Raw genomic sequence first — 26,347 nt, forward strand, 5'->3', positions numbered from 1 at the left:
GCTCCTGGTGCGCCGGGGTCCTCAGTCGTGGGCGGCGGCCGTCGGCGCGTGGTCCAGCAGCACGGCCACGGCCGAGCGGAAGGCGGCCAGCCGCTCGGCGGCCCGCTCCGCGCCGATCCGCGGTTCGTAGACGGCGGCGGGCTCCCATGCGGGGACCGCCTCCTCGATCGTCAGGCCCGGGTCCAGCCCCATCCGCGCGGCGGCGCCCACACCCAGCGCCGTGACATCCGGCAGCGCCGACACCTCCACCGGCCGCTGCAGCAGATCGGCCTGGGTCTGCATCAGCAGCGCCGAGCGGGTCAGTCCTCCGTCGACCCGCAGGACGGTCAGCGGCGCGCCGAGGTCGGAGGCGGCCGCCTCGGCGATCTCCACGACCTGGGCGGCGATGCCCTCGCACAGGGCGCGCACCAGATGTCCGGCGGTGGTGTCGAGGCCGAGCCCGGTCAGCGAGCCCTTGAGGTCGCCGCGCCACCACGGCGCGGCGAGTCCGGCGAGCGCCGGTACGAAGGTGACTCCCCCGGTGTCGGGCACGGTTCCCCCGACCGGGTCGAGGTCCTGGGGTCCTTGGATCACCCCCAGGTCGCCGAGCCAGCGCACCGCGGAGGCGGCGGTGTACACCTGCCCGTCCAGGCAGTAGCTGGTGCGCCCGCCGAACCGCCAGGCCACACAGGAGACCAGGCCATGGGGGCCGCGTCGGGGCCGGTCGCCGGTCTGGGCGAGGAGGAAGGCGCCGGTGCCGTAGGTGCACTTGGCGGTGCCCGCCTCGGTCACCCGCTGCGCCAGCAGGGCGGCCTGCTGGTCGACGAGGAGTCCGGTGAGCGGGACCTCGCCGCCGAAGGCCGTGGTGGTGCCGACCGGCCCCGCGGCGTCGACGACGCGCGGCAGCCGTTCGGCGGCCAGCCCGTAGAGGTCCAGCGCCTTCGGGGACCAGGCGACGCGGTCGAGGTCGAGCAGTCCGGTGCGCCCGGCGGTGGCGGCGTCGGTGACGAACGCGCCGGTGAGCCGGTGGACCAGCCAGACATCGCTGGTGGTGACCACGCCCTCGCCGGTCAGATGGCGCCGGATCCACGCCATCTTGGGCGCCGCGAAGTACGGATCGAGGGGCAGGCCGGTGAGTTCGCGCAGCGTCCCGGCGTGCGGCGCGAGCTGCTCGCACACCGTGTGGGCCCGTCGGTCCTGCCAGACCAGGGCGTCCGTCAGCGGCTCTCCCGTGCCGGGGTCCCAGGCCAGCACGGTCTCGCCCTGGTTGGCCAGCCCGACCGCCACGACCGGTTCCCCCGCGGCCGCGAGAGCCTGGCGCCCGGCCTCGAGGACCGAGGTGAGCAGCGCGGCCGGATCGACCTCGACCAGTCCGCCGGGCAGATAACGGGGCCGTACGGACACCTCGGCGGAGCCGATCACCCCGCGCTCCGGGCAGAGCACCAGCGCCTTGGTGCCCGAGGTGCCTTGGTCGATGGCGAGGACCGGGCCGGTCGCGGGGTCGGCCGGGGTGCGGTGGCGACGCTCTGCAGGCAGCATGTCCGGTTCTTCGCTCGGGACGGGCGGATCGCTTCGGGCTCGGGGGACGTCGCGCTCGCGGGACGGGGCGCAGATCTTGCCGGAAAGCCTGGTGCAGGCGCGGGGCGGGCGTCAAGACGGCCCGTTCGGGCACGGACCGGAGTCCCCCGTTCCCGAATCGTTGCGCCGGGACTATAAGATCCCTGCAACCATCCCCCAGGCTCGTCGTTTTCCCGCGTCCGGTACGTCAGCTCCGTACGAAAGTCATCCGATGCCCGAGGAAGAGTTCCGCCCCGTGTACCACCCCGCGGGCTACGACGGCGGGCTGCGCGTGGCGCTGCAGGACCTGCGCACCGGGCGCTGGATATCGATGCGCAATCTGCTCGCGGAGACCCCCACCTGGTCGCTGTGGACCCAGCGCACCCAGGTGCTGGCCACGGCCGCGGCCGGCTCCAATGTGGTGGACGCGTGGCGGACCGAGGAGCCGCAGAGCGTGGCGGCGCTGGTGATGCACACCCGGGTCGGAGTGGAGCGCGCGGTGCGCGCACACCGTGAGGGACACCCCCGCACCCGGGAGCTGTGGCGGGAGGCGTGGCAGTCCTGCCAGCTGGCTGCGCACCACTCCCCGGCGGATCCGGTGCCCTGGGTGTGTCTGCTGGCCCTGGCCCAGCTGGACAAGGAGCAGCGGCAGGAGGAACACCGGGTGGCCCCGCCGGGTCCGCTGCTGTTCCCCGGCCCCTGGGGGCTGCTGGCGGAGGCCGACCGGCGCGATCCGTACAACCGCGAGGCGTACCACCGGATGCTGCAGTTCGTGTACGCCCGGCGGGCCGGGGGTTCGCTGGCCGAGGCGGTCAACTTCGTGCAGTGGGTGGTCTCGGGCGCGCCCGAGGGGTCCGCGCTGCAGGTGCTGCCGCTGTACGTCCATGTCGAGCGGTACCGCGAGGAGCGGGGCTACGAGAAGGCGCTCGACCTTCACTGGGCCACCGAGGACGCCACCCGGGACGCGAGGAAGGCGCTGCTCGGCTGGTTCGACCACGCGGATGTCACGACGAGTTCCCTGCTCGATCTCAACCATCTGGCGCACGCCCTGTGGGGCGCGCTGCTGTTCTCCGACGCGGCCCGCGTCTTCGAGACGCTGGGGTCGTACTTCACCCCGCTCCCCTGGGCCTACCGCACCCGCGACGCCGCCGACCGCGCCCTGGCTGAAGAAATGTTTCTTCGCGCCCGGGTCCGCTCGCTGGCCGGCGCCCGTGGGCCAAGACCCGGGGCCGGCGGCTGAGCCGATCTCCCCCCACCTGTACCACCCCTCGCCCGCCCCAGCATTCGGAGGTACATTCATGTCCACGGCATGGTCGAGTTCGAGTCCCGCCCCCCACCGGGACGATGAACAGCGGCTGCGTGAGCTCGGCTATCAACCCGTCCTGGCCCGCCGCATGGGCGGCTTCGGCAATTTCGCCATCAGTTTCTCGGTCATCTCCATTCTCTCCGGATGCATGACGCTGTACGGCTTCGGGCTGGACACCGGAGGCCCCGCGGTGATGATGTGGGGCTGGGCCGGAGTGGGGCTCTTCGTGCTGTGCGTCGGGCTCGCCCTGGCCGAGGTGACCAGCGCCTACCCCACCTCGGGAGCGCTGTACTACATGGCCGACCGGCTGGGCGGACGGACCTGGGGCTGGTACACCGGCTGGCTCAATCTGCTGGGGCTGCTCGGAGCCATCGCCGGAATCGACTACGGCGCCGCCCTGTTCACCGGCGCGCTCTTCAACCTCCAGTGGGGATTCGATCCCACACCGGAATCGACCATGCTCATCTTCGTCTGCATTCTGCTGCTGCACGCGGCGCTGAATCTGTTCGGAGTGCGGCTGGTCAGCGTGCTCAACTCGGTCAGTGTGTGGTGGCATCTGGCGGGCGTCGCCATCATCGTCGGCGCGCTGGCGATCGTGCCCTCCCACCACCAGTCCCCCGAATTCGTCTTCACCGAATTCGTCAATGACACCGGCTGGTCGAATCCGCTGTATGTGACCGCGATCGGACTGCTGCTCGCCCAGTACACCTTCTCCGGCTACGACGCCTCCGCGCATCTGTCCGAGGAGACCTCCAACGCCTCCGTCTACGCCGCCCGGGGGATCGTCCGCGCCATCTGGGTGTCCTGGGTGGCCGGGTTCGTACTGCTGGCCGGGCTCACCTTCGCCATCCAGGACTACACCGGCACCCAGGGAAGCGCCACCGGGGTGCCGCCGGCGCAGATCCTGATCGACGCCCTGGGCACGGGCGGTGCCACCGCGATGCTGCTCATCGTCATCGTGGCCCAGCTGTTCTGTGGGAACGCCGAGGTGGCGGCGGCCAGCCGGATGGTGTTCGCCTTCAGCCGGGACGGCGCGCTGCCGGGCTCACGGCTGTGGCAGCGGGTCAGCTCCCGTACCCAGACGCCGGTGCACGCGGTCTGGCTGTCGGTGGCGGTGGCGTGTGTGCTGGCCCTGCCGTCCCTGTACTCCGAGACGGCCTACGGCGCGGTGACCGCCATCAACGTCATCGGGATCACCCCCGCCTACGCCATCCCCGTCTTCCTGCGGCTGCGCGCCGGGGACCGCTTCCAGCCGGGTCCGTGGAACCTGGGCCGCTGGAGCAAGCCGGTGGGCTGGATCGCGGTGGTGTGGGTGGCGGTCGTGACGGTGCTGTTCTGTCTGCCGCAGTCCAGTCCGGTGACGGTGGACTCGATGAACTACGCCTCGATCGCGCTGGCCGTGGTGCTGCTGCTGGCCACGATCTGGTGGTTCGTGGCCCGCCGCTCGTACAACACGCCGTCCGCGTACGGCTCGGCGCGCGAGCAGGCGGAGATCGCCGAAGGCATCGTCTGAAGGTCCTTCGTATGCGTGAAGCCGGGTGCGGAGGGTTTTCCGCACCCGGCTTCAACGGCTCATCCGGAACTGCGCAGCGACTCGGCCGGCGGCCGCTCCCGGCCCGCGCCGTAGGCGAGGAAGTACGCGGGTGCCCGCTTCAGCCAGGGCGCCTTGGTGAGCACCTGGGCCAGCCGCAGCGGTTCCCCTCCGGCGACCGGTGAACGTCCCTGCAGCAGTGGGCCGATGACCCGGGCGTGGGCGATCCGCTGCAACCCCTGCGTCGCGACGGTGGTCGGCCACCGGCGGCGCTGGACGGCGCGTACGTCGGCGAGGCCCACGGTGCCCTCGCGCAGCGGCCCGGCCAGATAGCGGGCGGCGGCGACCGCGTCCTCGACGGCGAGGTTGATGCCGATGCCGAACACGGGCGACATCGCGTGGGCCGCGTCCCCGATGCACAGCAGTCCGGGGCGGTGCCAGCGACGGAGCCGGTCCATCCGTACGTTCAGCAGCTTCACCTCGTCCCAGGACCGCGGGCCCGGTTCACGGTCCGGCCCCCGCCGTATCCACGGGGTGGCCTCCGTGAACGCGGCGAGGAACCGGTCGAGGCCTTCGGCGCGGCATGTGGCGTCGGCCCCCTTGGGGATCAGGGCGGCGCACTGCCAGTAGTCACCACGGTCGATCATCGCGGTGAGGAAGCGTTCACCGACATTGCCCACCAGCCCCTGTGGGTCGCCCTCCGCGCGCGGCAGCCGGAACCACCAGACGTCCATCGGGCAGGCGAACTCCTGGAGTCCCAGCTCCGGCAGGTCGCGGGCGAGCGATCCCCGGCCGTCACAGGCCACGGTGAGGGTGGCGCGCAGCTCGCCGGTGGAGCCGCTCGTACGGTCGCGGTAGCGCACCCCGGTGACCCGTCCGCGCTCCATGAGGAAGGAGGTCACCTCGGTGTTCGTCCGCAGTTGGAAGGTGGGTTCCCGGTTGGCCTCGTCCGCCAGCAGATCGAGCAGATCCCACTGCGGCACCATCGCCACGTAGTTGTACTTCCCCGGCAGTGAGCCGATCTCGCCGACCGTGAACAGTTCGCCGCCCCGCCCTATGGGCAGCTGGATGGAGTGCACATGCCGCTGCGGCAGGGCCGCGAACCGGTCCGCGAGGCCCAGGTCGTCCAGGAGCCTCAGCGTACTGGGGTGCACCGTGTCGCCGCGGAAGTCGCGCAAGAAGTCCCCGTGCTTCTCCAGGACGGTGACCTCCACCCCGGTCCGGGCCAGCAGCAGGCCGAGGACCATCCCGGCGGGCCCGCCACCCACCACACAGCATGTGGTCCGCTCCATCTCATGGCTCCCTTCGACGTCCCCGAGGCCATGGGCACCCTCTCAGGACGGATTACCCGGCGGCGCCACGCCACACCGGCGCTGCGGGGGCTCCGGGGCCTCCGGTTCACGATCGGCTTGAATCTTCCCGCGCCCGCGTCCGTATCCCCGCGTAATGGTGTGGGGCGTACAAGGAGGTCTGTATGGCAGCCGAACCCGATCCGGACCGACCAGCCGGGCGTCAGGTGATCGAGCCGACCGCCATCTTCCCCGCGACGCCGGAGTACGACGATGCCTCGGATGGGCCGGTCGAGGGGTGGATGGAGGAGCTCGACCTCTTCCGGCCGCCGGGCACCGAGCTGCCGCCCGAGGCGCCGCCCATGGCGGATGACGACACCCAGGAGATGACGGGCGGCCCGTCCGCCGCCGACGCCTGGCCCCCGCAGGAGGCACCGGCCGCGCCTCGGCAACCGCCCGTACCGCCCGCCCCCGCCGGACGGCGCCACCCCAGCGCCGCCCTGCTGGTGCTGGCCGGGCTCGGCGTGGGGGTCGTCCTCTCGCTCGTGGTGATGGTGGACCGGGATTCGGCGTCCGGCGCGGCCGAGGGCGGCGCGTCGGCCACACCGACCGCGCCCGCGACCTCCGGTGCGCCGCAGCCGCCGAGCGCCCCCGCCTCGCAGGCCCCGGACGACCAATTGCCGCCGCCGGGCGACCCGGGCGACGTACTGACCCTCGGGAGCACCGGCCCGGAGGTCACCGAGCTCCAGAAGCGGCTGCTGCGAATCCCGAACGTGTATCAGGACGGGCAGGTCGACGGAGAGTACGACCAGACGCTGGCCCAGGCCGTCTCCCGGTTCCAGGTGTGGTACGGGATCCGGGGCGACGCGAACGGGGTGTACGGGAGCGCCACACGGCGCATTCTGGAGTCGCGGACCTGACGCCACGGCCGGAGGCGGACAGGGCGGGACGCCATCAGACGGCGCCGAAGACCTGGGTCCAGTACGTGCCCGCGCGGCTGCCGGTGGCATGGCCGACGCCGATATGGGTGAAGTCGGGCTTCAGGATGTTGGCCCGGTGACCCGGGCTGTTCATCCAGCCGCGCACCACCTCCTCCGGGGAGCGCTGGCCGCACGCGATGTTCTCGCCGATGCCGCGGTGGGTGGCCCCGGCGGCCCGCGCCCGGTCCCAGGGCTGATGCCCCTCGGGGCCGGTGTGGGAGTAGAAGTCGCGGGCCACCATGTCATCGCTGTGTGCCTGCGAGGCCGCCGTCAGCCGCGGGTCCGGGGCGAGGGGCGCGAGCCGCGCGGCGGCGCGCTCCGCGTTGGTGAGGGCGATCACCTCGGAGGCCAGGCGGAGCAGCCCGTCCGGGGTGAACGGCCGGGCCCATACCGCCGTCCAGTAGACGTCCCCGGTGGTGGGCCCGTCGGCCCGGCCGATGCCCAGGTGGACGAGGGCCGGGTCGTGGAACGGGCCCCGGCGCTCGGCGCCTTCGAGGCAGTAGTCCACGAACTCCCGTGGGGTGCGCGGCCCGGAGACGATGTGCTCGGCGATGGTCAGCGGGCGGTATCCGTGCGCGGCGATCCGGTGGAACAGCGAGGTGCCGTCCGGGCTCTCCAGCGCCAGCGCGCCGTGGGCGGCCATTTCCCGGGCGTGCGCCTCGGCCGCCGCGGTCAGCCGTCCGTCGAGGGCCACGGGCGCGGCCCCGGCCCGTGCCCGCGCCGCGTTCACCGCGTCGAGGGCCTGCCGTGAGGCCCCGTCGACGGGCGCCGGGGCGGCGGGCGGCGGGGCGGGAGGCGCGAGAGGCATGGGGGGCACTGATGCGGGGGACGCGGGCGCGGCGGCTCCGTCGTCGGCCACGTCGACGCCGAAGTCCCGGGCCACACCGGCCAGTCCGTCGGCGTACCCCTGGCCGATCGCCCGCACCTTCCAGCCGCCGCCACGGCGGTAGACCTCGGCGAGCAGCAGCACCGTCTCCCGCGCGGGGCGCGGCGGGGCGAACCGGGCCAGCGGCGACCCCCGCTCGTCCAGGACGCTCAGCACGGGTGCCGGGAGCCGCCCCAGCGGGGTGCCCGGGTCGGCGGGGCTGACGACGAGGGTGACCCGGGCGGCACCGGGCCGCAGCGCCCCCGGCCGCAGGGTGACGGTGTCGCCGTCCAGCCGGGCGCCGGGCGCGGTGGGCTGGTTGAAGAAGACGAAGTCGCCGTCGCCCGCGACCTTTCCGTCCTCGCCGGTGATCAGCGCGGACAGGTCGAACGGGCCCGGCACCCGGATGGTCAGCGCGCCGTCGGGCAGCGCCTGGTTCCCGCCGGGCACCAACTCTCCCATGTCCGCTCCTCACCGCCGCGTATCTGGAGGCAACGCGTCAATGAGGGCAACGCCCGGACGCCCCCGGCGGTTCCGGCGGGCGCCCCGGCGGTGTGGCAGCGGTCAGACCGGCACCGCGACGTACTTGTACTCCAGGAACTCGTCGATGCCGACACGCCCGCCCTCGCGTCCGAGCCCGGACTGTTTGACGCCGCCGAAGGGGGCCGCGGGGTTGGAGACCAGTCCGGTGTTGAGGCCGACCATGCCGACCTCGAGCCGCTCGCTCACCCGCAGCGAGCGGTTGAGATCCTGGGTGAACACATAGCCCACCAGGCCCCATCCGGTGTCGTTGGCGGTGGCGAGAACCTCGTCCTCGTCGTCGAAGGTGAGCACGGCCGCGACCGGTCCGAAGATCTCGGTCTCCATCAGCCGGCTGGCCGGGGAGACGCCGGTGAGCACCGTGGGCGGGTAGAAGCAGCCGGGGCCCTCGGGGGTGCTGCCGCCGACCAGGATCTCGGCGCCGCGTGCCACGGCGTCCGCGACCAGCTCCTCGACCTTGGTACGGCCCGCCCGGTCGATGAGCGGCCCGACCTGGACACCGGCGCGGCTGCCGGGGCCGACCTCCAGCGCTCCCATGCGGCGGGCCAGCCGGTCGGCGAACTCGGCCGCCACGGAGGAGTGGACGAAGAAGCGGTTGGCCGCCGTGCACGCCTCGCCCATGTTGCGCATCTTGGCGGTCATGGCACCCTCGACCGCGACCTCGAGGTCGGCGTCCTCGAAGACGATGAAGGGGGCGTTGCCGCCGAGTTCCATGGAGGTGCGGACCACCGCGGGCGCGCTCTGGGCGAGCAGGGTGCGGCCGACCTGGGTGGATCCGGTGAAGGAGAGCTTGCGGATGTGCCCGCCGGTCAGCAGCGGCTCCACGACCTCTCCGGCACGGGAGGTGGTGACCACGTTGAGCACCCCGGCCGGAAGCCCCGCCTCCGCCAGGATCCCGGCGAGTGCCAGGCTGGACAGCGGGGTCTGCGGGGCGGGCTTGAGCACCATGGTGCAGCCCGCGGCGATCGCCGGGCCGATCTTGCGGGTGCCCATGGCCAGCGGGAAGTTCCACGGCGTGATGAGCAGACAGGGGCCGACCGGGCGGCGCATCAGCAGCATGCGGTTCTTGCCGTCCGGCAGTGTGGAGAACCCGCCCTCGACGCGCACGGCCTCCTCGGAGAACCAGCGGAAGAACTCCGCGGCGTAGGCCGCCTCTCCGCGCGCCTCGGCCAGCGGCTTGCCCATCTCGGCCGTCATCAGCGCGGCGAGCGCGTCGGCCCGCTCCACGATCAGCTCATAGGCTCGGCGCAGGATCTCGCTGCGCGCGCGGGGCGCGGTGGCCGCCCACTTCTCCTGGGCCTCCTCGGCCGCGGCCAGGGCGCGCTGCCCGTCGGCGGGGGCGGCGTCGGCGACGTCACACAGCACCTCACCGGTGGCCGGGTCGTCGACCGGCATGGTCTGGCCGCCCGCCGCGTCGGACCACGACCCGGCGATGTAGAGCTGCTTGGGCACCGCGGCGAGGACCTCGGCGGCCGAGGGGTACGAGGGGGTGGACATAGGGGCAATCTCCTATCGGACCGCCGCCGGTCCGAGGGGTTCGGACCGGCGGGCGGATCGGGCTCCCGTGAGTGATGTGCGGTGCGCGTCAGGAGTCCGCTGTTCCGGCTTGGACGGCGGCGGACCAGGCGCGCAGACCCTCGTCGATCGCCGCTTCGCCGACGACGAGGGCGGGGATCATCCGGACCACATGGTTCCAGGCGCCGCACAGGAGCAGCAACAGCCCTTCGTCCACGGCGGCGCGCTGCACCCGGGCCGCGGTCGCCGGGTCCGGCTCGCCGTCAGCCGTGACGAACTCGCTGGCCAGCATGAGGCCGAGGCCACGCACATCGCCGATGGCGGGGGTCTTGGCGGCCACGTCCTCCAGACCGCTGCGCAGCCGCGCCCCCATGGCCTCGGCGTTGGCCACGAGGTTCTCCTCGCGGACCACGTCGAGGGTGGCGGCGGCCGCCGCGCAGGCCACCGCGTTGGCGCCGTAGGTGCCGCCCTGGGAGCCGGGCCATGCCTTGCTCATCAGCTCCTCGGAGGCGGCGATGCCGGACAGCGGGAAGCCGCTGGCCAGCCCCTTGGCGGTGACCAGGATGTCGGGGCGGATACCGAAGTGGTCATGGCCCCAGAACCGTCCGGTGCGGCCCACCCCGGTCTGCACCTCGTCCAGGATCAGCAGGAAGCCATGGCGGTCGGCCCGCTCCCGCAGGCCCCGCAGGAAGCCCTCGGTGGCGGGCACATAGCCGCCCTCGCCGAGCACCGGTTCGACGATGATCGCCGCGGTGTCGTCGGGCGGGGAGATGGTCTGCAGGACGTAGTCCAGCTCCCGCAGGGCGAACCGGGTCGCGGTCTCCTCGTCCCAGCCGTACCGGTAGGCCGTGGGGAACGGGGTCACCACGACACCGCTCATCAGGGGCGAGAAACCGGACCGGAAGCGGGTTCCGGAGGTGGTCATGGAGGCGGCGGCCACGGTGCGGCCGTGGAATCCGCCGTGGCAGACCAGGACGTTGGGCCGGCCGGTGGCCTGGCGGGCCAGGCGCAGGGCCGACTCGACGGCCTCGCTGCCCGAGTTGCTGAAGAACAGACTGTCGAGGCCCGTGGGGAGCACCTCGCCCAGCTTCTCGACCAGCCGCCGCAGCGGCGGGTGCATCACGGTCGTGTACTGGCCGTGGATGAGGGTGCCCACCTGCTCCTGGGCGGCGGCGACGACCCGCGGATGGCAGTGCCCGGTGCTGGTGACGCCGATGCCCGCGGTGAAGTCGAGGTATCGCCGCCCGTCCTCGCCGTCGACGTAGGCGCCCTCTCCGCGGACGGCGACCACCGGAGTGGCTTGACGGAGCTGCGGCGACAGATTGGTCATGTTCTCTCCCACACCCACGGGTCGACGATGCGCTCGGACACTTCGAGGGTGAGGGGGCGGACCCGGTCAGGACAATGATCACTGTGTCGCGGGGTGGTGATCGCTATGGACGATCTGTCAACGACCCCGGGGACGGACCCTGTCAAGAGGCCGGCCGGGATCGTGGTTGCGCTCGGCGTGCGGGCTTGCCAGAGTGAGCGGCATGAACGGCTCCGGCGGCACCGCGTACGACGCTGCCGGACGGCCGCTGACCCGCCCCTCTGAGCCCCCGCGGATCCCGGGGCGTCCGCCGCTCAGCCTCGCCGAGGTGCTGCGACTTCCGGTGCTGGCCGCCGGGGCGCCGGAGGTGGTCTCCGGCCATGGGCAGCTGGCCAGGCCGGTCCGCTGGGTCCACATCACCGAGCTGCTGGACCCCGCGTCCTTCCTCAAGGGCGGGGAGCTGGTGCTGACCACCGGGATGCCGCTGCCCGAGGACCCGGCGCTGGTCCGCCGGTATGTCGACGAGCTCGCGGACGTCGGCGCCGCCGGGCTGGTCATCGAGCTGGTGCGGCGCTACCACCGGCCGCCCTCGGAGCTGGTACGGACCTGTCTGGCGCGGGACTTCCCGCTCGTCCTGCTCTCGCGGACGGTGAACTTCGTGGAGGTCACCCAGGTGCTCCACTCCCTGATCGTCGGCAGTCAGGTGGAGAGCCTGCGCCGGGCCCAGGACGTCCATGACACCTTCACCGCGCTGACCCTGCGGGGCGCCGGGCCCGAGGAGGTGGTGGACATGGCGGCCGAGATGAGCGGGCACCCCGTGGTGCTGGAGAACCTGGTGCACCAGGCCGTCATCTGCGGTTCGCCGGGGCGCGGGGTGGAGGGGGCGCTGACCGGCTGGGAGCGGCGCTCGCGCGCCACGCCCTCGCCCGACCGGACCGGGCTGAGCGGCCCGGAGGACTGGCTGGTGACCGCGGTGGAGTACCGGGGCGAGCGGTGGGGGCGGCTGCTGATGCTCCCGGACGGGGCCCGGGACCCGGCAGTCGGCCCCGAGGACGCGATGGTCCTGGAGCGCACCGCCACGGCCCTGACCATCGCCCGGCTCACCCATCACACGCGCTGGGAGCGGCGGGCCCAGCGCACACTGCTGCTGGACCTGGTGGAGCAGCGCTGCCGGTCCAGGGGCGAGGCGCGGGCCAGGGCCGAGGCGCTGGGCGTGCCGGTCGCGGGCCGCCGGCTGATGGTGGTGCTGGTCAGCCCCGGGCCCGGGGCCGGGGAGACGACCGAGCTGGAGGACCGGCTGACGGACGAGCTGGGGGCGGCCGGGGCCGCCGTACTGGTCGGCGCGGTACCCGGTGACCACATAGGGGTGCTGCTGGCCCTGCCCGCCGCCGCGCCGTGGCGGCCGCTGGTGGAGCGGCTGAGCAGCTCGGTGCGGCAGTCCCGGCCGGACGCCGTGATCAGCGTCGGCTCGGAGGTGTCGGACCTGTCGCAGACCGCCCGGTCGTTCCAGCAGGCGGCGCGGGTCGCGGACGCCGCCGTTCCGGGGACACCGGACAAGGCGTTCCACGAGCTGTCCGACATCGGGCTGCGGCAGTTGCTGTACGCGCTGCGCGGCGATGTGCGGCTCCAGGAGTTCGTGGAGCGGCAGTTGGGACGGCTGGTGGACTACGACGAGCGGCACGGCACCGATCTGCTGCCGGTGCTGCACACCTTCCTGGACGCGGCGGGCAACAAGACGGTGGCCGCCAAGCGCGCGAATCTGTCCCGGCAGGCGTTCTACCAGCGGCTGCACTCGGTGGAGCGGGTACTGGGCTGCGATCTGGAGTCGGGTGAGCAGCGCACCCAGCTCCATGTGGCGCTCACCGCCTTCCGTCTGCTGCGGCTGTCCCGGGGCCCGGCCCCGTCCTGAGAGCCTGTGTCATATCCCCGGCCGGGCGTGCGACGCCTGGCACGCACGCTCGCGGCGTTGCCGAAACGCCCACGTGGCTCCGCCACGAGGACGCTCCGGCGCCTTGCGATCGCACGCACCAGACGCCGCACGCTGATCCGACCGGGGATATGACACAGGCTCTGAGACGGCGACGCGCCACGGCCGGCCCGGATCGAATCCGGGCCGGCCGTGGCGCGTCCGTGGACCTCCGCGACGCGGAGGTCATTTGACGAAGTCGTCGACGACCTTTGGCGGCCAGCAGCCGACGTTGAGTACGCCGATGGAGTAGGCGCGGGAGACGAGGGCCGCGCGGTTGGGCACCCGCAGCTTCCGCAGCAGCCGAGTCACGTGGTACTCGACACCCTGCCGGCTGAGGTAGAGCCGGGAGGCCAGGGGGATGGTGGAGAGCCCGGCGGCGATGCCCTCCAGGATGCGCGCCTCGGTCTCGGTGAGGAGCTTCTTACGGTTGGTGACCATGTCCACCTCCTCGCCACCCGCCGTGGGACGCATCACCACGAGGATCGAGGCCACATGGGCGGCGCCCTCGCGCACCGCCACGGCGGTGAGCCCGCTGGTGAAGGCGGCCCCCTCGGCCCCGATGGCCACCACATGAGTGGTGAACCGGTGGCGGGAGCCGTCGAGGAGCCGGGTGAACTGCCGCTTCAGCGCCTGTCGGACGCTGGGGTGTACAAGGTCACAGAAGTCGCGGCCGCACACGTCCGAGGAGGCGTCGTCGAACTGCCGGAAGAATTCCCGGTTCGCCTGCTGGACGATGAGCGACGGGTCGAGACAGACGACACACACCCCTGGCTGATCGAACTGGCGCAATAGATCCGTGTACTCGGTCTGCTCGTGTCCAAGCTCGTGGGGGGTTGGCCGAGCCGAATCCGCTAGTAAAGGCAATGCCAAGGGACTGCCATCCCTTCCTAATTCTCAGTATTCGGAATTGAATATCGATATTCAATTCCGAATGTTCATTTCAGAATTGAGACTAGGGATCTACGGGCACGGAAGTCAACGTCAACAGGGGTGTCACCACCCAATCCCGTGGTGGGGTGCCCCGAAGGTTCGGTCCGCACCCCACCCCTTCGGTGGGCCGGTACGGTCGGTTCACGAATCCTCGTCAAACAGCGTCCAATTATCGCCGTTAACGTTCCGTTCACGAATGCATGCGAGGCAGCAGCTCGATGAGCTCGCGCCGCCCGGAGACGCCCAGCTTGCGATAGGAACTCGTCAGATGCTTCTCGATGGCGCGGGAGCTCACCCCCAGCTCGGCGGCGACCTCCTGGTTGGTCAGGCCGCGCCCGACGAGGGAGGTCACGGTGCGTTCGGTACGGGTGAGGGTTGCCTCCGGCGGGGCGGCCGCCGCACCGCTGCCGTCCGCCGCGCGGATCCGCTCCACCAGCCGTGGCATTCCGCACGCCGAGGCCAGGGCCGCGGCCTCCCGGAGTACCGCCGCCGCCTCGCCGCCTCCCGGCCTCAGCCGCTTGCCCAGCAGCAGGAGCGTGCGGGCCAGTTCCAGCTCATTGGCCGAGGCGCGCAGCACATCGACCGATTCGTGCAGCAGCCGCAGCCCCTGGTCGCCGTCGCTCAGCCGGGCCTTCACCCGCAGCGCGCGGCCGAGCGCCACGGGGGCGCCCCATTCCGTCGCCCGCAGCAGCTCCTCCTCGGCCAGCGCCCCGGCCGCGTGGGGGTCGCCGACCCGCCGGTGAAGGTCGGCCGCCCAGGGCCGCCAGGAGAAGAGCACGGGATTGCGCCAGCCCGACGCCTCCAGCTGCCGGCCGCAGGCCAGGAGGGTTTCCAGGGCGCTGGTCCAGCGGCCCTGCTCGGCGTCCTGCGCCGCCTTGACGAACTGCAGCGCCGCGGTCAGGGCCAGGCTCGAGGAGCGGCGCCGGCCGGGGCCGTCCAGAATCCGCTCGATCAACGCGGAGTCCTGGAGGTCCAGGGCGACGCGGGTGAGGGCGAGGGTGGAGACGATCCCGGCCTCCTGCCAGTGCACCTCGGCCAGCCGCACGGCGCGCTCGGCGTACTCACGTGCCTGGGCGACACGGCCGCGGGCGCTGAGCACCATGGCCTGCTGGACGTTGACGAGCGCGTCCACGACCGTGCCGCCCTGCCGCCGCGTCTGCTGCTCCATCGCCAGCCAGGAGCTGATCCCCCGTACCGAATCGGCGGCCACCAGCCCGATCACCACCAGCGGCAGCGGGGTGTGGACCTGGTCGGAGGTGGCCGGTTCGCGCTCCAGGATGCGGTTGGCCAGCCGGGAGACCTCGGCCGCGGGCCATCGGGCGGTCAGCACCGCCGCGTTGAGCAGCACCACCGTCAGCTCGCGCTCGGCGGAGGTGATCAGTGGCGGTTCCTCCCGCAGCGCGGACAGCCGCTCGACCGCCGCGGCCAGCTCCGCCGGGTCCTCGTGTCCGGCGTGCCGCAGCCGCGCCTCGAGCCGCAGCGCCACATCGCGCGCCGTGCCCTCCAGCGAGGCGGCGGGCCCCAGGTCCTCGGCGACCTGGTGCAGCAGATCGACGACCGACGGGGGCCCCAGTCCAACGATGGTGGGCGAGATCCGCAGGGCCGCGGCGGCCCGGAGCCTGGCCGTGGTCAGCAGGGGGATCGCCTGGGAGATGTGGCGTTCACAGGCGGCCGGGTCGAAGCCGCGCTCCGCGGTGGCCAGATCGATCAGCAGCCGGGCCCGGCCCTCCCCGGTCAGCGAACCGTCCAGGAGGGCGCGGCGCAGATAGCGGGCGGCGGTGCGGGGCGCGCCGCGGCGCAGCGCGGTGTCCGCCGCGGCGCGCAGCACCTCCACCGCCCAGGGGTGGTCGGAGCTGGTGACGGCCAGGAGCTGGGCGGCGACGAGTTCGGCGGGGCGTCCGTTGTGGTACATCAGGGCCGCCGCGGCGTCGTGCAGCCGCTCCCGTTCGGCCACGGTCATCGAGGACTCCACGGCGTCCCGCACCACCCGGTGGAGGAAGCGCGGCTCCTGCTCGGCGACGAGCAGCCCCAGCTGGTGGAGGTCGCGCAGCGCGGCCAGGAAGCCGATCGGGTCCAGCCCGGCCAGCCGGCCCAGGAGGTCCGGTTCGGCCTGGTCGCCGAGGACCGCGATGGCGGCGGCCAGGTCGCGCGGGGGCCGGGGCTGGGCGCGCAGGGAGCCGGCCAGCCGCTCGCGCAGCTGGGCGGGGCGCAGGGAGCGGGCCAATTCGGCATGCTCGGCGGTGGGCCGGTGGCCGCGCATGGCCAGGTCCGCCAGCACCGACTTCAGGAACAGCGGGTTCCCCGCGGAGCTCTCGTGACAGGCGCGGGCGAACTCCTCGTCCCCCGGCACGCCGAACTGCTCGAGGATCACTTCCTTGGTGGCGCCCAGCGACAGCGGCGCGGGGCGCAGCACCCGCCGCGCCGCCTCGACGATCTCCCGCAGCAGTGGGTCCCCGGGGCGCCGGTAGCCGTCCCGCAGCGCGCAGACGACCACGGCGCGCAGCCCGTGCAGCCGCTTGACGAGGAAGGCGAGCCAGCGCAGCGAGGGGGTGTCGACCCACTGCAGATCGTCCACGAGGACGAGCAGCGGGCGCTCGGCGCCGGCGGTGGCCAGCACCGAACGCAGGCCGTACAGCGCCTCCTCGGGGATGGTGACGGCCCCGTTCTCGTCGAGCGGCGGGGCGTCGTCGGAGAAGACCGTCCGGCAGAGGTCGGCCTCTGCCTCGATGCGCTGCCCGCGGAGCTCTTCCGGGGCGCCGGTGAGCAGGCTGTCGAAGAGCTGGCGGACCACGCCGAGGTCGAAGTCCTGCTCCATCGGCGCGGCGTTGGCGCGCAGGACCCTGATCTTCTCGCCCTCGGCGAGCGTCGGCAGCTGGTGCAGCAGCGCGGTCCGGCCGGCGCCCAGGGGGCCGGTGAGCAACAGCAGTGACGAGTCCCCCGCCGCCGCGGCCCGCAGCGCCTCCGCGACCTGCGCCAGCTCGGCCTCCCGTTCAAGCAACATCGATTCCGCCTCCCTGCGCCGCCCGCAGCAACGCGATCAGCTCCGCGCGACCGCCGATCCCCAGCTTCCGGTACGCACCGCTGAGCCTCAGCTCCACGGTGCGTCTGCTGACGGAGAGGGTCTCGGCTATCTCCCGGTTGCCGTGGCCGAGTCCGACGAGGGAGGCGGTGCGCCGCTCAGGCTCGGTCAGCGTCGCCCACGCCGGATGCGGGACGCGTCCGCGGACGGCGGAGGACCCCGTCCGCTCGGACAGCTCGCGTACCTTCGCGACCAGCTTGCTGGCGGGCCGGTGGGCGATGACGAAGGTGAACAGCTCGGCCACCAGGGGGGCCGCGGCGCGCGGGTTCCCGGTGTCGAGTTCGGCCGTGGCCAGCTCCATCAGGGCCCCCGCGTAGGCGAGCCGGGCCGGGGTGCCGCGCAGCGTGGCCACCGCATCGCGGAGCCGCTCGACCCGCTCCTCGCGGGCCACCCGTCCGGCGCCAAGCTGGGCCCAGCCGAGCGTGTTGGGGGCGCCCCACAGCCGGGCCAGCGCGAGCTCCTCGTCGGCGAGCCGCCGTGCCTCCTCCTGGTCGCCGAGGGCGTCGTGGACCCGGGCGGCCATCGAACGCCAGGGCATCAGGGCGGGGTTGATCCGCCCACGGCCCAACTGCCATCTGCCGGTGGCCTGGAACAGCTCCACCGCCTCGGGCAGCCGGTCGTCCTTGACCGCCACCAGCGCGCGGGCGAAGAGCAGATAGCCCCAGGAGGCGCCCTCGCGCGACTCGGCGGGGGCGGAGGCGGCCGCGAGACCACCGGCCTGGCCGAGGTCGCCGTTCTCCAGGGCGATGAGGATCCGGACGGCCAGCAGATACGGGACGGTGTAGCGGTGCCAGAGGGAGCGGGGCAGCGATCGCTCGGCGGCGGCCACGTCCCGTTCGGCCATGTCGAGCCGGCCGCGCCGCAGGTTCAGCTCACCGCGGACGGCCAGGGCCTGGGCGGCGGCCGCGCGGGCGTGCCGCCGGCGCAGGTCGGTGTGGAGGATGTCCAGCCGGACCTCGGCCTCGTCCAGGTCGTCGGTCAGCAGCAGGGTCCGGGCGGCGGTGAGCCGGGGCAGGATCAGGGCGCCCGCGCCGCCGTCCAGGGTGAAGACCCGATGGGCCAGCGTCCGGGCGGTGGGCAGGTCCGCCCCGCGCAGGGCCAGCCGCCAGGCGCGCGCCGCGGCCTGCACCGGGCAGATGGGGTCGTCGGGCAGCGGCGGGATCCCGTCCGGGACCAGATCGGTGTCGTCCTGCCCGTCGGACTCGGTGAGCCAGAACAGCCCCGCGAGCGCCCCCCGTTCCTCGCCGTCGGTCGAGGGCAGCACGTCGACGATCGCGCGGCGCAGCGCCTTGTCGTCGCCGCGGGAGAGCCCGAGGTCGGCGGCGCGCACCCGGATCCGGCCAGGCCCGCCGTCCCCGGTGCGGATGATCTCCGCCAGCCGGCGGACCGCGGCCTCGGGGGCGGCGAGCACTTCGATGGCGGCGAGTTCCAGGCCCAGCCGCGCGCGTGGCGCCGGGTCCAGCGGCTCCTCCAGCGCCCGGGACAGACAGGCGATCGCCTGGGCGGTCCGGCCCGCGCGCAGTGCGGCGGCGCAGGTGCGGCGCAGCACGGGGATCACCCAGGGCTCGTCGACCGGGCGGGCGGCGAGCAGCAGCCGGGCGATGTCCTCGTCGGCCACGGCCGCCCGGTAGGCCAACTCGGCCGCGCGGGCGTGGAGTTCGGCCCGCTCGTCACCGGGCATCTCGGCGAGGATCCAGCTGCGCGCCTCGGGCCGGCTCAGCCGGAGCCCGGTCCCGGAGGCGATGGCGAGCCCGCTCTCCTGGAGCACTTCGGGCAGTCCGGGCTCGCTCGCGGCGCGGGGGCCGGCGAGCGCGTACAGCAGGGACAGATCCAGCAGATCGCCGCAGACGGCGAGCGCGCGGACGAGCGCGACGGCGGTGTCGGACAGCTCTCCGAGCACACGGACGGTGTGTTCACCGCCCACGGCCTCGCTGATGGTGGACAGTTCCGGCACTCGCCCGGCGACCGGCGCGTAGCCGTGTTTGGTGAAGCGGCGCAGTGCCTCGGACAGCACCTCGGGATTTCCCGCGCTCGCCTCCAGGGCCGCGGAGATGAAGGCGTTGTCACCGGGGTGGCCGCAGATCAGCGCGACGGTGGCGGCCACGTCGCGCGGGGCGAGCGGGGCCAGTTCGCATTCGAGGGTGATCACCTGCTGTGGCGCGCTGGACAGCGGGCACGCACCGGGGCGGAGCCGGCCGGTGCCGCTCACCAGGAGGACGATGAGTGCGTCGGGCAGCCGCCGTATGAGCGCTCCGAACCAGCGCAGCGAAACCGGGTCCAGCCATTCCACATCATCGACGACCAGTAGTGTGGGCCGCTCCCGGGCGGTCCGCAGCAACTCGGTCAGGCCCGGTAAGCGGCTCTCGGGCCCCTGTCCGGTGAGGGCCTTCATCGAGCCTTCGGTGAGTCCGTCCATCGGGGCGAGCAGCTGTCCCACCACGCCGTAGCGCACATCGCGCTCGCCGGGGGTCGCCTTGGCGCGCAGCACCCGGAAGCCCTGGTCCTCGGCCAGTCGGGCGGCGAGGTTCAACAGGCGGCTCTGTCCGTAACCGGGCCTGCCGATCAGTGTCACCACCGAGGAGCGGCCCCGGCCGAGATCGGCGACGGTCTGGGCAAGCATGGCCTGCTCTCGTTCACGGCCGGGGAACGGGAGCCCGTTGAGCTGCATGGTGTGACTATATGCCTGGGATGGGTCGTGAACCTGTCAGCGAACCGCACTGCGCGCCTCAGCGTCGGCCGCGTGAGGCGAAGACCCACGCGGGGGCCTGTGGATCGGGCAGGCTCGGGGTGTTCAGCACCGCGGCCAGCTCCCCGCGCTGACCGACACTCAGCTTCCGGTAGACGCTCGTGAGATGGGTCTCAACGGTCCGTACGGTGACGAACAGCGACTCGGCGATCTCGCGGTTGCCCGCCCCGTGCGAGGCCATCTGGGCCACCTTGCGCTCGGTGCCGGTGAGCAGGTCCACCGGTGAGGCGGTGATCTCGCGCATCCGGCCGCCCGCGGCGACCAGCCGGTTGCGGGCGTCCCTGGCGAGCGCGAGCGCGCCGCAGCCCTGGGCGAGGTCGACGGCCGAGCGCAGCCGCTCCCGGGCCTCGCGCGGCCGCCCCGCGTCCAGCAGCGCCCCGCCGAGCAGGAACTCGGCCCGAGCGTGCTCGGAGCGGGCGGGCGACCCGGAGAAGTGCTCGACCGCCTCGGTGAGCTGGGCGATGCCCTCCTCGCCGGGGGTGGTCACCCCGCGGGCGAGGGCGGCGAGCCCGAAGGCGCGCGGGGTGCTCCAGCGACGGGCCAGCTCGGCGCCGTGCTCGACCAGGTCCCGCGCCTCGTCCGCCCGCTTCTCCGCCGCGAGCAGACAGGCCGCCTCGGTCCACCAGGGCAGGAACACCGGGTTGGCGAAGCCGGACTCCTCCAGGGAGGCCCCGCAGTCGAGCAGCAGCCGCAGCGCGGTGGCGCTGTCGCCGAGCGCCCAGCGGGCTCGGGCGCGGGCCATGAGATACGAGTGGTACTCCATGACGAACCCGTCCAGGTTCGGCCGGGTGACCGCGGCCAGCAGCTCCTCGGCCCGCTCCGGTTCGCCCCGGTCGATCAGGATCGTCGCGAGCGCGGTCTGCGGCATGGTCACGTTGGCGCTCCAGCGCTCCTCACCGATGATCTCCACGGCGGTCTGGGCGTCGGCGAGGGCGTCGGGGATGGCGCCGGCGCCGTGCAGCAGCAGGGCGCGGTAGGACAGGGTGATCACATACGACCAGACCGCGGCGTTGTCCTGGCCGTGGCGCAGCGCGTGCTCCAGGGTCTCCACCGCCTCCTCGATCTCGTCGGCCAGGCCGAGGGTGAACGCGGAGAACAGCAGCGACCAGTTGTCGAGCCGGTCCGTGGAGCTCAGCGCGCGGCGGGCCTGCCCCACCGCCCGCTGTACCGAGCGGCCCTCCATGGCGGAGAGGACCGTCATCATGGCGAGCATCTGGCGCTGGGCGGGGGTGTCCCCGGCGGGTTCGGGGATGCGTGTGAAGCGCTCCCGGACCGTGTGGATCGTGGCCTTCTCGTCGGATCCGCTGATCAGCAGCGTCGATTGGACGAGGGTGCGCAGCTCGCGGTCGCGCGGATCGGGGTCGGGCCCCAGCTCGGCCTCGAGCTCGTCGAGCACCTCGCTGAGCACCCGCACGGCGGCCGGTGACTGCTGGACGGTGAGGCAGGTGAGGCCGAACTGCACGGCGATGGGCGCCTTGGTGCGGATGTCCGTGACCAGCGTGAGCGCCCGCTTGAGCAGGCGGATGGCCTCGGCGGGATTGATCTCCGCGAGCGCCTTGGCGAGCGGCACATGCGCCGACAGGCTGTCCGGCTCCGCCTCCAGGACCCGGTAGAGATAGCGGGCCGCGGCCTCCGGGGCGCCGCGGTGTTCGGCCTGGGTGGCGGCCTCCCGGAGCACCCAGCCCATCCACGGCTGGGGGGTGCCGGGCACCAGCAGCACCTGGTTGGCGACCTCCTCGGCGGGCCGTCCGGCGTCGCTCAGCAGCAGGGCCGCCCTGGCGCGCAGCTCGGCCAGCCGCTCCTCCCCGGCGGCCTCCAGCACCGCCGAGCGCACCACGTCATGGGCCAGGTCCGCCCGGTCCGGCGCCATCACATCGGCCTCGCGCAGCTGCTCCACGGCCTCCGGGACGCGGGCGGCGGGCACTCCGGCCAGCGCCCCGATGTGCTCCGCCTCCTCCTCGCCGAGCACCGCGATAGCGGTGGCCACGTCCCGGACCCAGTCGGGCCGGGCATCGAAGAGCGCGCGCACGGACAGGGCGACCACGTAGCTCCCGACCTCGGCGATCTCGCGGATGCCGGTCTCGTCGGGCGCCACGCCCTTGGCCCGCAGCTCGCGCAGCAGCCGGGTGACGGTCAGCGGGTTGCCGCCGCAGACGGCGGCGGCGCGCTCGGCGAAGGAGGGCGCGACGGGGGCGGCGAAGACCTGGAGGGCCATTTCGGCCACTTCGGCGTCGGTCAGCGGGTCGAGGCGGATCACCGCGGAGCGCGGCTGGGCGAGGATGTCCGCCAGGGCCGCGGGGGCGACCGGTTCCTCCTCGCTGCGCTGGGCGAGTACCACCAGCAGTGGCAGCTGGTCGGCCCGGCGCAGCAGGAAGTCGATCCAGCGCAGGGAGCGCTCGTCGCACCAGTGCACATCGTCCAGGACGAGCACGAGGGGGGCCTGGGTCATCAGGTTGGCGGCGAGCCAGTACAGGCCGTGCAGCACCGGGTAGACGCTGGCGGCCGTGGGCGGCCCCTCCTCGCCGGGGCGGGGGCTGAGCGCGGGGAGGGCGCGGCGGGCGCTGCCGCGCAGCAGCGGGGAGTCCTGGGCGTCCTCGGCCGAGAGCCCGAGGCTTCCGAAGAGGGCGCGTACGCCGCCGTATCCGGCGCCGGCCACCACTTCACCGCAGGCGCCGTGGAGCACGGTCATCTTCCGGCAGGCGTCGCCGTCGAGGAAGGCGCGCAGCAGGCTGGTCTTGCCGATTCCGGCCGGACCGGACAGGACCACCAGACCGGAGCGGGCGCTGTGGGCGGCCTCCGCGTGGGCGGTCAGCGCGGCGAGTTCGGCGGCGCGCCCGACCAGCGCGCCGGGTAAACCGGAATCCGTTTTCCGGTCCACCACGCAGCCTCCCAAGCCACAAAATGCGAAGAATTTCGGAAAAGTGTGCTGCCGCCGCGATCAGCAGGCTACACGAGCGTAATGACGACGATCAATCTCGATCAGTCGTCAGACAATCCCGATCGGTCATCACGTCGGAGTCCGATCGGTGAAGTCCGGACCCCGATCCGTCGGGCCCGGAAAGCGATCAGCGAGGCCCGGAGGCGGAAGGCGTGGTGAGGGCGTTCACCATTCCGTCTCCGGGCCGTTCGGTATCACTGTGTGGGTACGAGGCGTGAAGTCGTCTATGGCATCTCCCTTCGTCGGCAAACGATCACGGGGTCGTTCGGGCCTCTTCCAGGGCGGCCTCCAGGGCGATGGCAGGCGGGTGGAGCTCGAACCAGACGACCTTGCCCGCCGCCGTGCAGGTGGATCCCCAGCAGCGGGAGAGCAGATCCAGCAGGTGGAGTCCGCGCCCGCCCTCGTCATCCCCGCACGCCCGGCGCACCTGGGGCTGCCCGGGGTCCTCGTCCGCCACCTCGCAGCGGAAGGCGCGGTCGACGGAGCACAGGGAGAGCGTCAGGCGGATCGGTCCGCCCGCGTGCCGCAAAGCATTGGTGACCAGCTCGCTGACGAGCAGCTCCGCGTCATCGGCGAAGTCCTGCAGCGTCCACGCCGACAGCTGGGCGAGCGCCAGCCGCCGGGCCGTCGGCACCGAGGACGGCTCGGAGGGGAGCAGCCAGGACGTCCCGCCGCTGGTGGCGGGAGGCGCCGTGTCGGGGCGGCGCTCGGTGCTCATCGGGGAGCCGTTCGTGAAGGTGAGGGTGGCGGCGTTCATGCTGAGGGGTCGGGGCTGGTCCGGGGGGCGGGGATGGCGCGCCCGTCGGGAAGGATTTCACCCGTGTCCGCGAAGATCACCACTCCGTTGCAGAGCAGGCTCCATCCCTGCTCCGGGTGGGAGGCCACCGGCCGCGCCGAATCGTGATCCGGTGCGTCGGCGGGAGGACATTGGGGTTGATGGAGGCACATGGTCCGAACCTTCGATCTTCCGCCATAGGAGGCGGCGGAACTCACCGAGGCCACCATCCTGGTCGGGCGCGGCCAGACGCGGCGAGGGGAGATATCCCCGCATCGGTACCTGTCCCGCTCCCTCCCCGCCGGGGTGGTCACGGACGGGCGGCCACCATTCACCCTCGGTGCACTCCCGCCCTGCGCCCGCCCGGGGTGTGTGCGGCCGCCCCCGCCCCGGGCATAGCCTGGAAACAGGGCTTCGGGCCCGTGCGGGCACAGGGTCCCGCCCGCCCGAGGCCGGTGCGAGGCATCGATGGGTGCGGTGGCGACAGGCACCCCGACCGGGCGGCAGACAGTCAGGCTGCCGGCCGAGGTGACAAGTTTCGTGGGACGTCGGCATGAGGCGGCCGAGGTCAAGCGGATGCTGTCCGCGTCCCGCCTGGTCACCCTGACCGGGGTCGGCGGGGTCGGGAAGACCCGGCTGGCGCTGCGGGTCGCGGACGAGGCGCGCCGGGCCTTCCCCGACGGGGTCTGGCTGGCAGAGCTCGCCGACCTGGACAACCCCACGTTGCTCGCCCAGGGCGTCACCGAGGCGCTGGAGATACGCGACCACTCCTCCCGCCCGGCGATGGACATCCTCGTCGACCATCTGCGGGACCGGCAGGCCCTGATCGTCCTCGACAACTGCGAACACCTGCTGGAGGAGTGCGCCCGGCTCGCCGACCGGCTGCTGCGCGCGGCCCCCCGGCTGCGGCTCTTGACCACCAGCCGGCAGGCGCTGGGCACCGCCGGTGAGCAGAGCCTGGCCGTCCCCACCCTGGGGCTGCCGGACCCCGAGGGGCCACGGCCCTCCCTCGCGACGCTCGCACGGTGCGACGCGATACGGCTGTTCGTCGAGCGGGCCGCGGCCATCGTGCCCGGATTCCAGCTCGACGAGGACAACCGGGACGCGGTCGAGCTGATCTGCCGCCGGCTGGACGGCATCCCGCTGGGCATCGAGCTCGCGGTCGTACGGCTGCGCGCCCTGTCCGTGCAGCAGCTGCTGGACCGGCTGGACGACCGGTTCCGGCTGCTCACCACCGGCTCCCGGACGGTCCTTCCCCGCCATCAGACGCTGCGGGCCCTGATCGACTGGAGCTATGAGCTGTGCACCGAGCGGGAGCGGCTGCTGTGGGCCCGGACCTCGGTGTTCGCCGGAAGCCTGGACCTGGAGGCGGCCGAGGCGGTCTGCTCGGGCGAGGGCATCGGCCGCGAGGAGACCCTGGACCTGGTGGCCGAGCTGGTGGACAAGTCGGTGCTGCTCAGGGAGGAGCACCGGACGTCGGTGCGCTACCGGATGCTGGACACGCTGCGCGAGTACGGCCATGAGCGGCTGGCCGCCTCCGGGGAGGAGGCCGTACGGCTGCGGCGCCACCGCGACTACTACCGCGGCCTCGCCGCGGACGCGCGGGCGGCGCTCTTCGGACCCGCCCAGGTGCAGTGGTTCACCCGGCTCCACCTGGAGCACGCCAATCTGCGCACCGCCCTGGAGAGCTGCCTGGCCGAGCCCGAACAGACCGTATGCGGACTCGACATGGCCGCCGACCTGCTCTACCACTGGATCACCAGCTACTACCTCGGCGAAGGCCGCCGCTGGCTGGACCAGGCGCTGGTGCTGTGCACCGAACCCGACGGGTCGCGGGCGCGGGCCCTGTGGACCAACAGCTGGCTGGCCGTCATCCAGTCCGACACCGACGCCGCCGCGGCCATGCTCGAGGAGAGCCGGTCCATCGGCACCCGGCTGGGCCTGGAGCCGGTGCTCGCCTACGCCGCGCTCTACTCCGGCATGGTCGCCATGTACCGGGGCGAGACCCGGTCCGCGATCGCGCTCTACGAGGAGGCCGTGGCCCGCCATCGCGCGACCGGCGATCCGGTGGGGCTGGCCCTGGCGCTCATCCGGCTCTCGCTCGCCCACTCCTTCATCGGCGACTCGCCGCGCGCGATCGCCCTGGGCGAGGAGTCGTTGGAGGTGTGCGACGCGTACGGGGAGGGCTGGCACCGGGCCTACACGATGATGGCGCTCGGCGTGGATGTCTGGCGCCAGGGCGACACCGCGAGAGCCGCCGCTCTGGAGAGGGAGAGCCTCACGTTCAACCGCTCGCTGGACGATCCGCTGGGCGTCGGGGTCAACCTCGAGGTGCTGGCCTGGATCGCGGCCACCGAACAGGACCACTCGCGGGCGGCCAGGCTGCTCGGCGCCCTGGGGACCCTCTGGCACGCCATCGGCGCCCCGCTGTCCGGCTACGGGCACCTGGTCCACTACCACGAGGAGTGCGAGGCCGCGGTGCGGCGGGCCCTGGGCAAACCGGCCTTCAACACGGCGTGCAAACAGGGCGCCCGGCTCTCCTACACCGAGGCGCTGGGGTACGCGCTGGAGGACGAACTGCCCAGCGGGGAGACGTCGGCGGGCGGGCGGCCGTCGCCGCTGACACCCCGGGAGTCCGAAATCGCGCGGCTGGTCGCGCAGGGGCTCAGCAACAAGGAGATCGCCTCGTCCCTGGTCATCGCCCAGCGCACGGCCGAGGGCCATATTGAGCACATTTTGAGCAAGCTGGGTTTCACCTCGCGTGCGCAGGTGGCGGTCTGGGTAGCGGAACAGCACCGCACCACCGAGGCCGATGGCGAACGCCCGCCGGAGGATACGGTCTGAAGGCCGCGCCGACATTCTCAAGGGGCAAGGGGCGGAATTCTATTCGAGACCGGAGCAGATGTCCCGGAGGTTTTCACAACCCCCACGAAAATCCTCGCCCGCCCCGGCTTCGAGAGATCATGCGTCAGGCTCGAGGGACGAGCCGCAACGGCCGTGTCAGTGCGTCGACGCGGCTCATGCGACCGAGGAGGTCCC

16 protein-coding genes are annotated in these 26,347 nt (G+C 73.0%); 5 read left to right on the forward strand and 11 right to left on the reverse strand.

Annotated elements, in window-relative coordinates; genetic code table 11:
• Positions 1–21: 21 nt before the first annotated feature.
• Positions 22–1,518 carry an FGGY family carbohydrate kinase gene (locus J2Z30_RS32915; protein WP_044567621.1) on the reverse strand — a complete coding sequence of 499 codons (1,497 nt, stop codon included), beginning with the start codon at positions 1,516–1,518 and terminating at the stop codon, positions 22–24.
• A 250-nt stretch (positions 1,519–1,768) separates the two neighbouring features.
• On the opposite strand from J2Z30_RS32915, the gene J2Z30_RS32920 reads away from it, so the two are divergent.
• A complete protein-coding gene (locus J2Z30_RS32920) occupies positions 1,769–2,776 on the forward strand; it encodes a hypothetical protein (RefSeq protein ID WP_044567623.1) in 1,008 nt (335 codons plus the stop codon).
• Positions 2,777–2,834: 58 nt separating this feature from the next.
• Positions 2,835–4,355, forward strand: coding sequence for an amino acid permease (locus J2Z30_RS32925; protein ID WP_044567626.1), 1,521 nt, complete (start codon positions 2,835–2,837; stop codon positions 4,353–4,355).
• Positions 4,356–4,414: 59 nt separating this feature from the next.
• Here J2Z30_RS32925 and J2Z30_RS32930 read toward each other — a convergent pair whose 3' ends face one another.
• Positions 4,415–5,665 carry an FAD-dependent oxidoreductase gene (locus tag J2Z30_RS32930; RefSeq protein ID WP_044567628.1) on the reverse strand — a complete coding sequence of 417 codons (1,251 nt, stop codon included), beginning with the start codon at positions 5,663–5,665 and terminating at the stop codon, positions 4,415–4,417.
• A 182-nt stretch (positions 5,666–5,847) separates the two neighbouring features.
• Here J2Z30_RS32930 and J2Z30_RS32935 point away from each other — a divergent pair, with 182 nt between their 5' ends.
• On the forward strand, positions 5,848–6,582 hold the full coding sequence (locus J2Z30_RS32935; RefSeq protein ID WP_245388709.1) for a peptidoglycan-binding domain-containing protein: 735 nt from the start codon (positions 5,848–5,850) through the stop codon (positions 6,580–6,582).
• 34 nt (positions 6,583–6,616) lie between these two features.
• Here J2Z30_RS32935 and J2Z30_RS32940 read toward each other — a convergent pair whose 3' ends face one another.
• The 3 genes from J2Z30_RS32940 to J2Z30_RS32950 form a co-directional block, all read right to left on the reverse strand.
• On the reverse strand, positions 6,617–7,969 hold the full coding sequence (locus tag J2Z30_RS32940) for a CAP domain-containing protein (RefSeq protein ID WP_044567630.1): 1,353 nt from the start codon (positions 7,967–7,969) through the stop codon (positions 6,617–6,619).
• Between the two features lie 102 nt (positions 7,970–8,071).
• Positions 8,072–9,544 carry an NAD-dependent succinate-semialdehyde dehydrogenase gene (locus J2Z30_RS32945; protein WP_044567632.1) on the reverse strand — a complete coding sequence of 491 codons (1,473 nt, stop codon included), beginning with the start codon at positions 9,542–9,544 and terminating at the stop codon, positions 8,072–8,074.
• Positions 9,545–9,632: 88 nt separating this feature from the next.
• Positions 9,633–10,892 (reverse strand): aspartate aminotransferase family protein, encoded by a 1,260-nt coding sequence (locus J2Z30_RS32950; RefSeq protein WP_044567634.1) that lies wholly within the window; start codon positions 10,890–10,892, stop codon positions 9,633–9,635.
• Positions 10,893–11,094: 202 nt separating this feature from the next.
• On the opposite strand from J2Z30_RS32950, the gene J2Z30_RS32955 reads away from it, so the two are divergent.
• Positions 11,095–12,780, forward strand: a complete 1,686-nt coding sequence (locus J2Z30_RS32955) for a PucR family transcriptional regulator (protein WP_044567636.1) — start codon at positions 11,095–11,097, stop codon at positions 12,778–12,780.
• A 243-nt stretch (positions 12,781–13,023) separates the two neighbouring features.
• On the opposite strand, the gene J2Z30_RS32960 is transcribed toward J2Z30_RS32955, so the two are convergent.
• The 6 genes from J2Z30_RS32960 to J2Z30_RS49995 form a co-directional block, all read right to left on the reverse strand.
• A complete protein-coding gene (locus J2Z30_RS32960; RefSeq protein ID WP_044567638.1) occupies positions 13,024–13,629 on the reverse strand; it encodes a LuxR C-terminal-related transcriptional regulator in 606 nt (201 codons plus the stop codon).
• 331 nt (positions 13,630–13,960) lie between these two features.
• A complete protein-coding gene (locus J2Z30_RS32965) occupies positions 13,961–16,771 on the reverse strand; it encodes a LuxR family transcriptional regulator (protein WP_044567640.1) in 2,811 nt (936 codons plus the stop codon).
• Positions 16,761–19,517, reverse strand: a complete 2,757-nt coding sequence (locus tag J2Z30_RS32970) for an AAA family ATPase (protein WP_044567644.1) — start codon at positions 19,515–19,517, stop codon at positions 16,761–16,763. Before J2Z30_RS32970 ends, J2Z30_RS32965 begins: the two co-directional genes overlap by 11 nt.
• A 58-nt stretch (positions 19,518–19,575) precedes the next feature.
• Positions 19,576–22,476 carry a helix-turn-helix transcriptional regulator gene (locus tag J2Z30_RS32975; RefSeq protein WP_044567646.1) on the reverse strand — a complete coding sequence of 967 codons (2,901 nt, stop codon included), beginning with the start codon at positions 22,474–22,476 and terminating at the stop codon, positions 19,576–19,578.
• Between the two features lie 310 nt (positions 22,477–22,786).
• Positions 22,787–23,290, reverse strand: a complete 504-nt coding sequence (locus tag J2Z30_RS32980) for an ATP-binding protein (RefSeq protein ID WP_044567649.1) — start codon at positions 23,288–23,290, stop codon at positions 22,787–22,789.
• Positions 23,287–23,481, reverse strand: a complete 195-nt coding sequence (locus tag J2Z30_RS49995; protein ID WP_078956464.1) for a DUF5999 family protein — start codon at positions 23,479–23,481, stop codon at positions 23,287–23,289. Before J2Z30_RS49995 ends, J2Z30_RS32980 begins: the two co-directional genes overlap by 4 nt.
• Before the next feature lie 367 nt (positions 23,482–23,848).
• On the opposite strand from J2Z30_RS49995, the gene J2Z30_RS32985 reads away from it, so the two are divergent.
• Positions 23,849–26,152, forward strand: a complete 2,304-nt coding sequence (locus J2Z30_RS32985) for an ATP-binding protein (protein ID WP_308280176.1) — start codon at positions 23,849–23,851, stop codon at positions 26,150–26,152.
• The last annotated feature ends 195 nt before the right edge of the window (positions 26,153–26,347 follow it).

Origin of the sequence: Streptomyces iranensis (genome assembly GCF_017874715.1) — a bacterium.
In the GTDB taxonomy this organism is placed as follows: domain Bacteria; phylum Actinomycetota; class Actinomycetes; order Streptomycetales; family Streptomycetaceae; genus Streptomyces; species Streptomyces iranensis.

Excerpts from the sequence above, each read along its gene's own strand:
- J2Z30_RS32915 (WP_044567621.1), bottom strand. The coding sequence starts at position 1,518 with ATGCTGCCTGCAGAGCGTCGCCACCGCACCCCGGCCGACCCCGCGACC.
- J2Z30_RS32920 (WP_044567623.1), top strand. The coding sequence starts at position 1,769 with ATGCCCGAGGAAGAGTTCCGCCCCGTGTACCACCCCGCGGGCTACGAC.
- J2Z30_RS32925 (WP_044567626.1), top strand. The coding sequence starts at position 2,835 with ATGTCCACGGCATGGTCGAGTTCGAGTCCCGCCCCCCACCGGGACGAT.
- J2Z30_RS32930 (WP_044567628.1), bottom strand. The coding sequence starts at position 5,665 with ATGGAGCGGACCACATGCTGTGTGGTGGGTGGCGGGCCCGCCGGGATG.
- J2Z30_RS32935 (WP_245388709.1), top strand. The coding sequence starts at position 5,848 with ATGGCAGCCGAACCCGATCCGGACCGACCAGCCGGGCGTCAGGTGATC.
- J2Z30_RS32940 (WP_044567630.1), bottom strand. The coding sequence starts at position 7,969 with ATGGGAGAGTTGGTGCCCGGCGGGAACCAGGCGCTGCCCGACGGCGCG.
- J2Z30_RS32945 (WP_044567632.1), bottom strand. The coding sequence starts at position 9,544 with ATGTCCACCCCCTCGTACCCCTCGGCCGCCGAGGTCCTCGCCGCGGTG.
- J2Z30_RS32950 (WP_044567634.1), bottom strand. The coding sequence starts at position 10,892 with ATGACCAATCTGTCGCCGCAGCTCCGTCAAGCCACTCCGGTGGTCGCC.
- J2Z30_RS32955 (WP_044567636.1), top strand. The coding sequence starts at position 11,095 with ATGAACGGCTCCGGCGGCACCGCGTACGACGCTGCCGGACGGCCGCTG.
- J2Z30_RS32965 (WP_044567640.1), bottom strand. The coding sequence starts at position 16,771 with ATGTTGCTTGAACGGGAGGCCGAGCTGGCGCAGGTCGCGGAGGCGCTG.
- J2Z30_RS32970 (WP_044567644.1), bottom strand. The coding sequence starts at position 19,517 with ATGCAGCTCAACGGGCTCCCGTTCCCCGGCCGTGAACGAGAGCAGGCC.
- J2Z30_RS32980 (WP_044567649.1), bottom strand. The coding sequence starts at position 23,290 with ATGAACGCCGCCACCCTCACCTTCACGAACGGCTCCCCGATGAGCACC.
- J2Z30_RS49995 (WP_078956464.1), bottom strand. The coding sequence starts at position 23,481 with ATGTGCCTCCATCAACCCCAATGTCCTCCCGCCGACGCACCGGATCAC.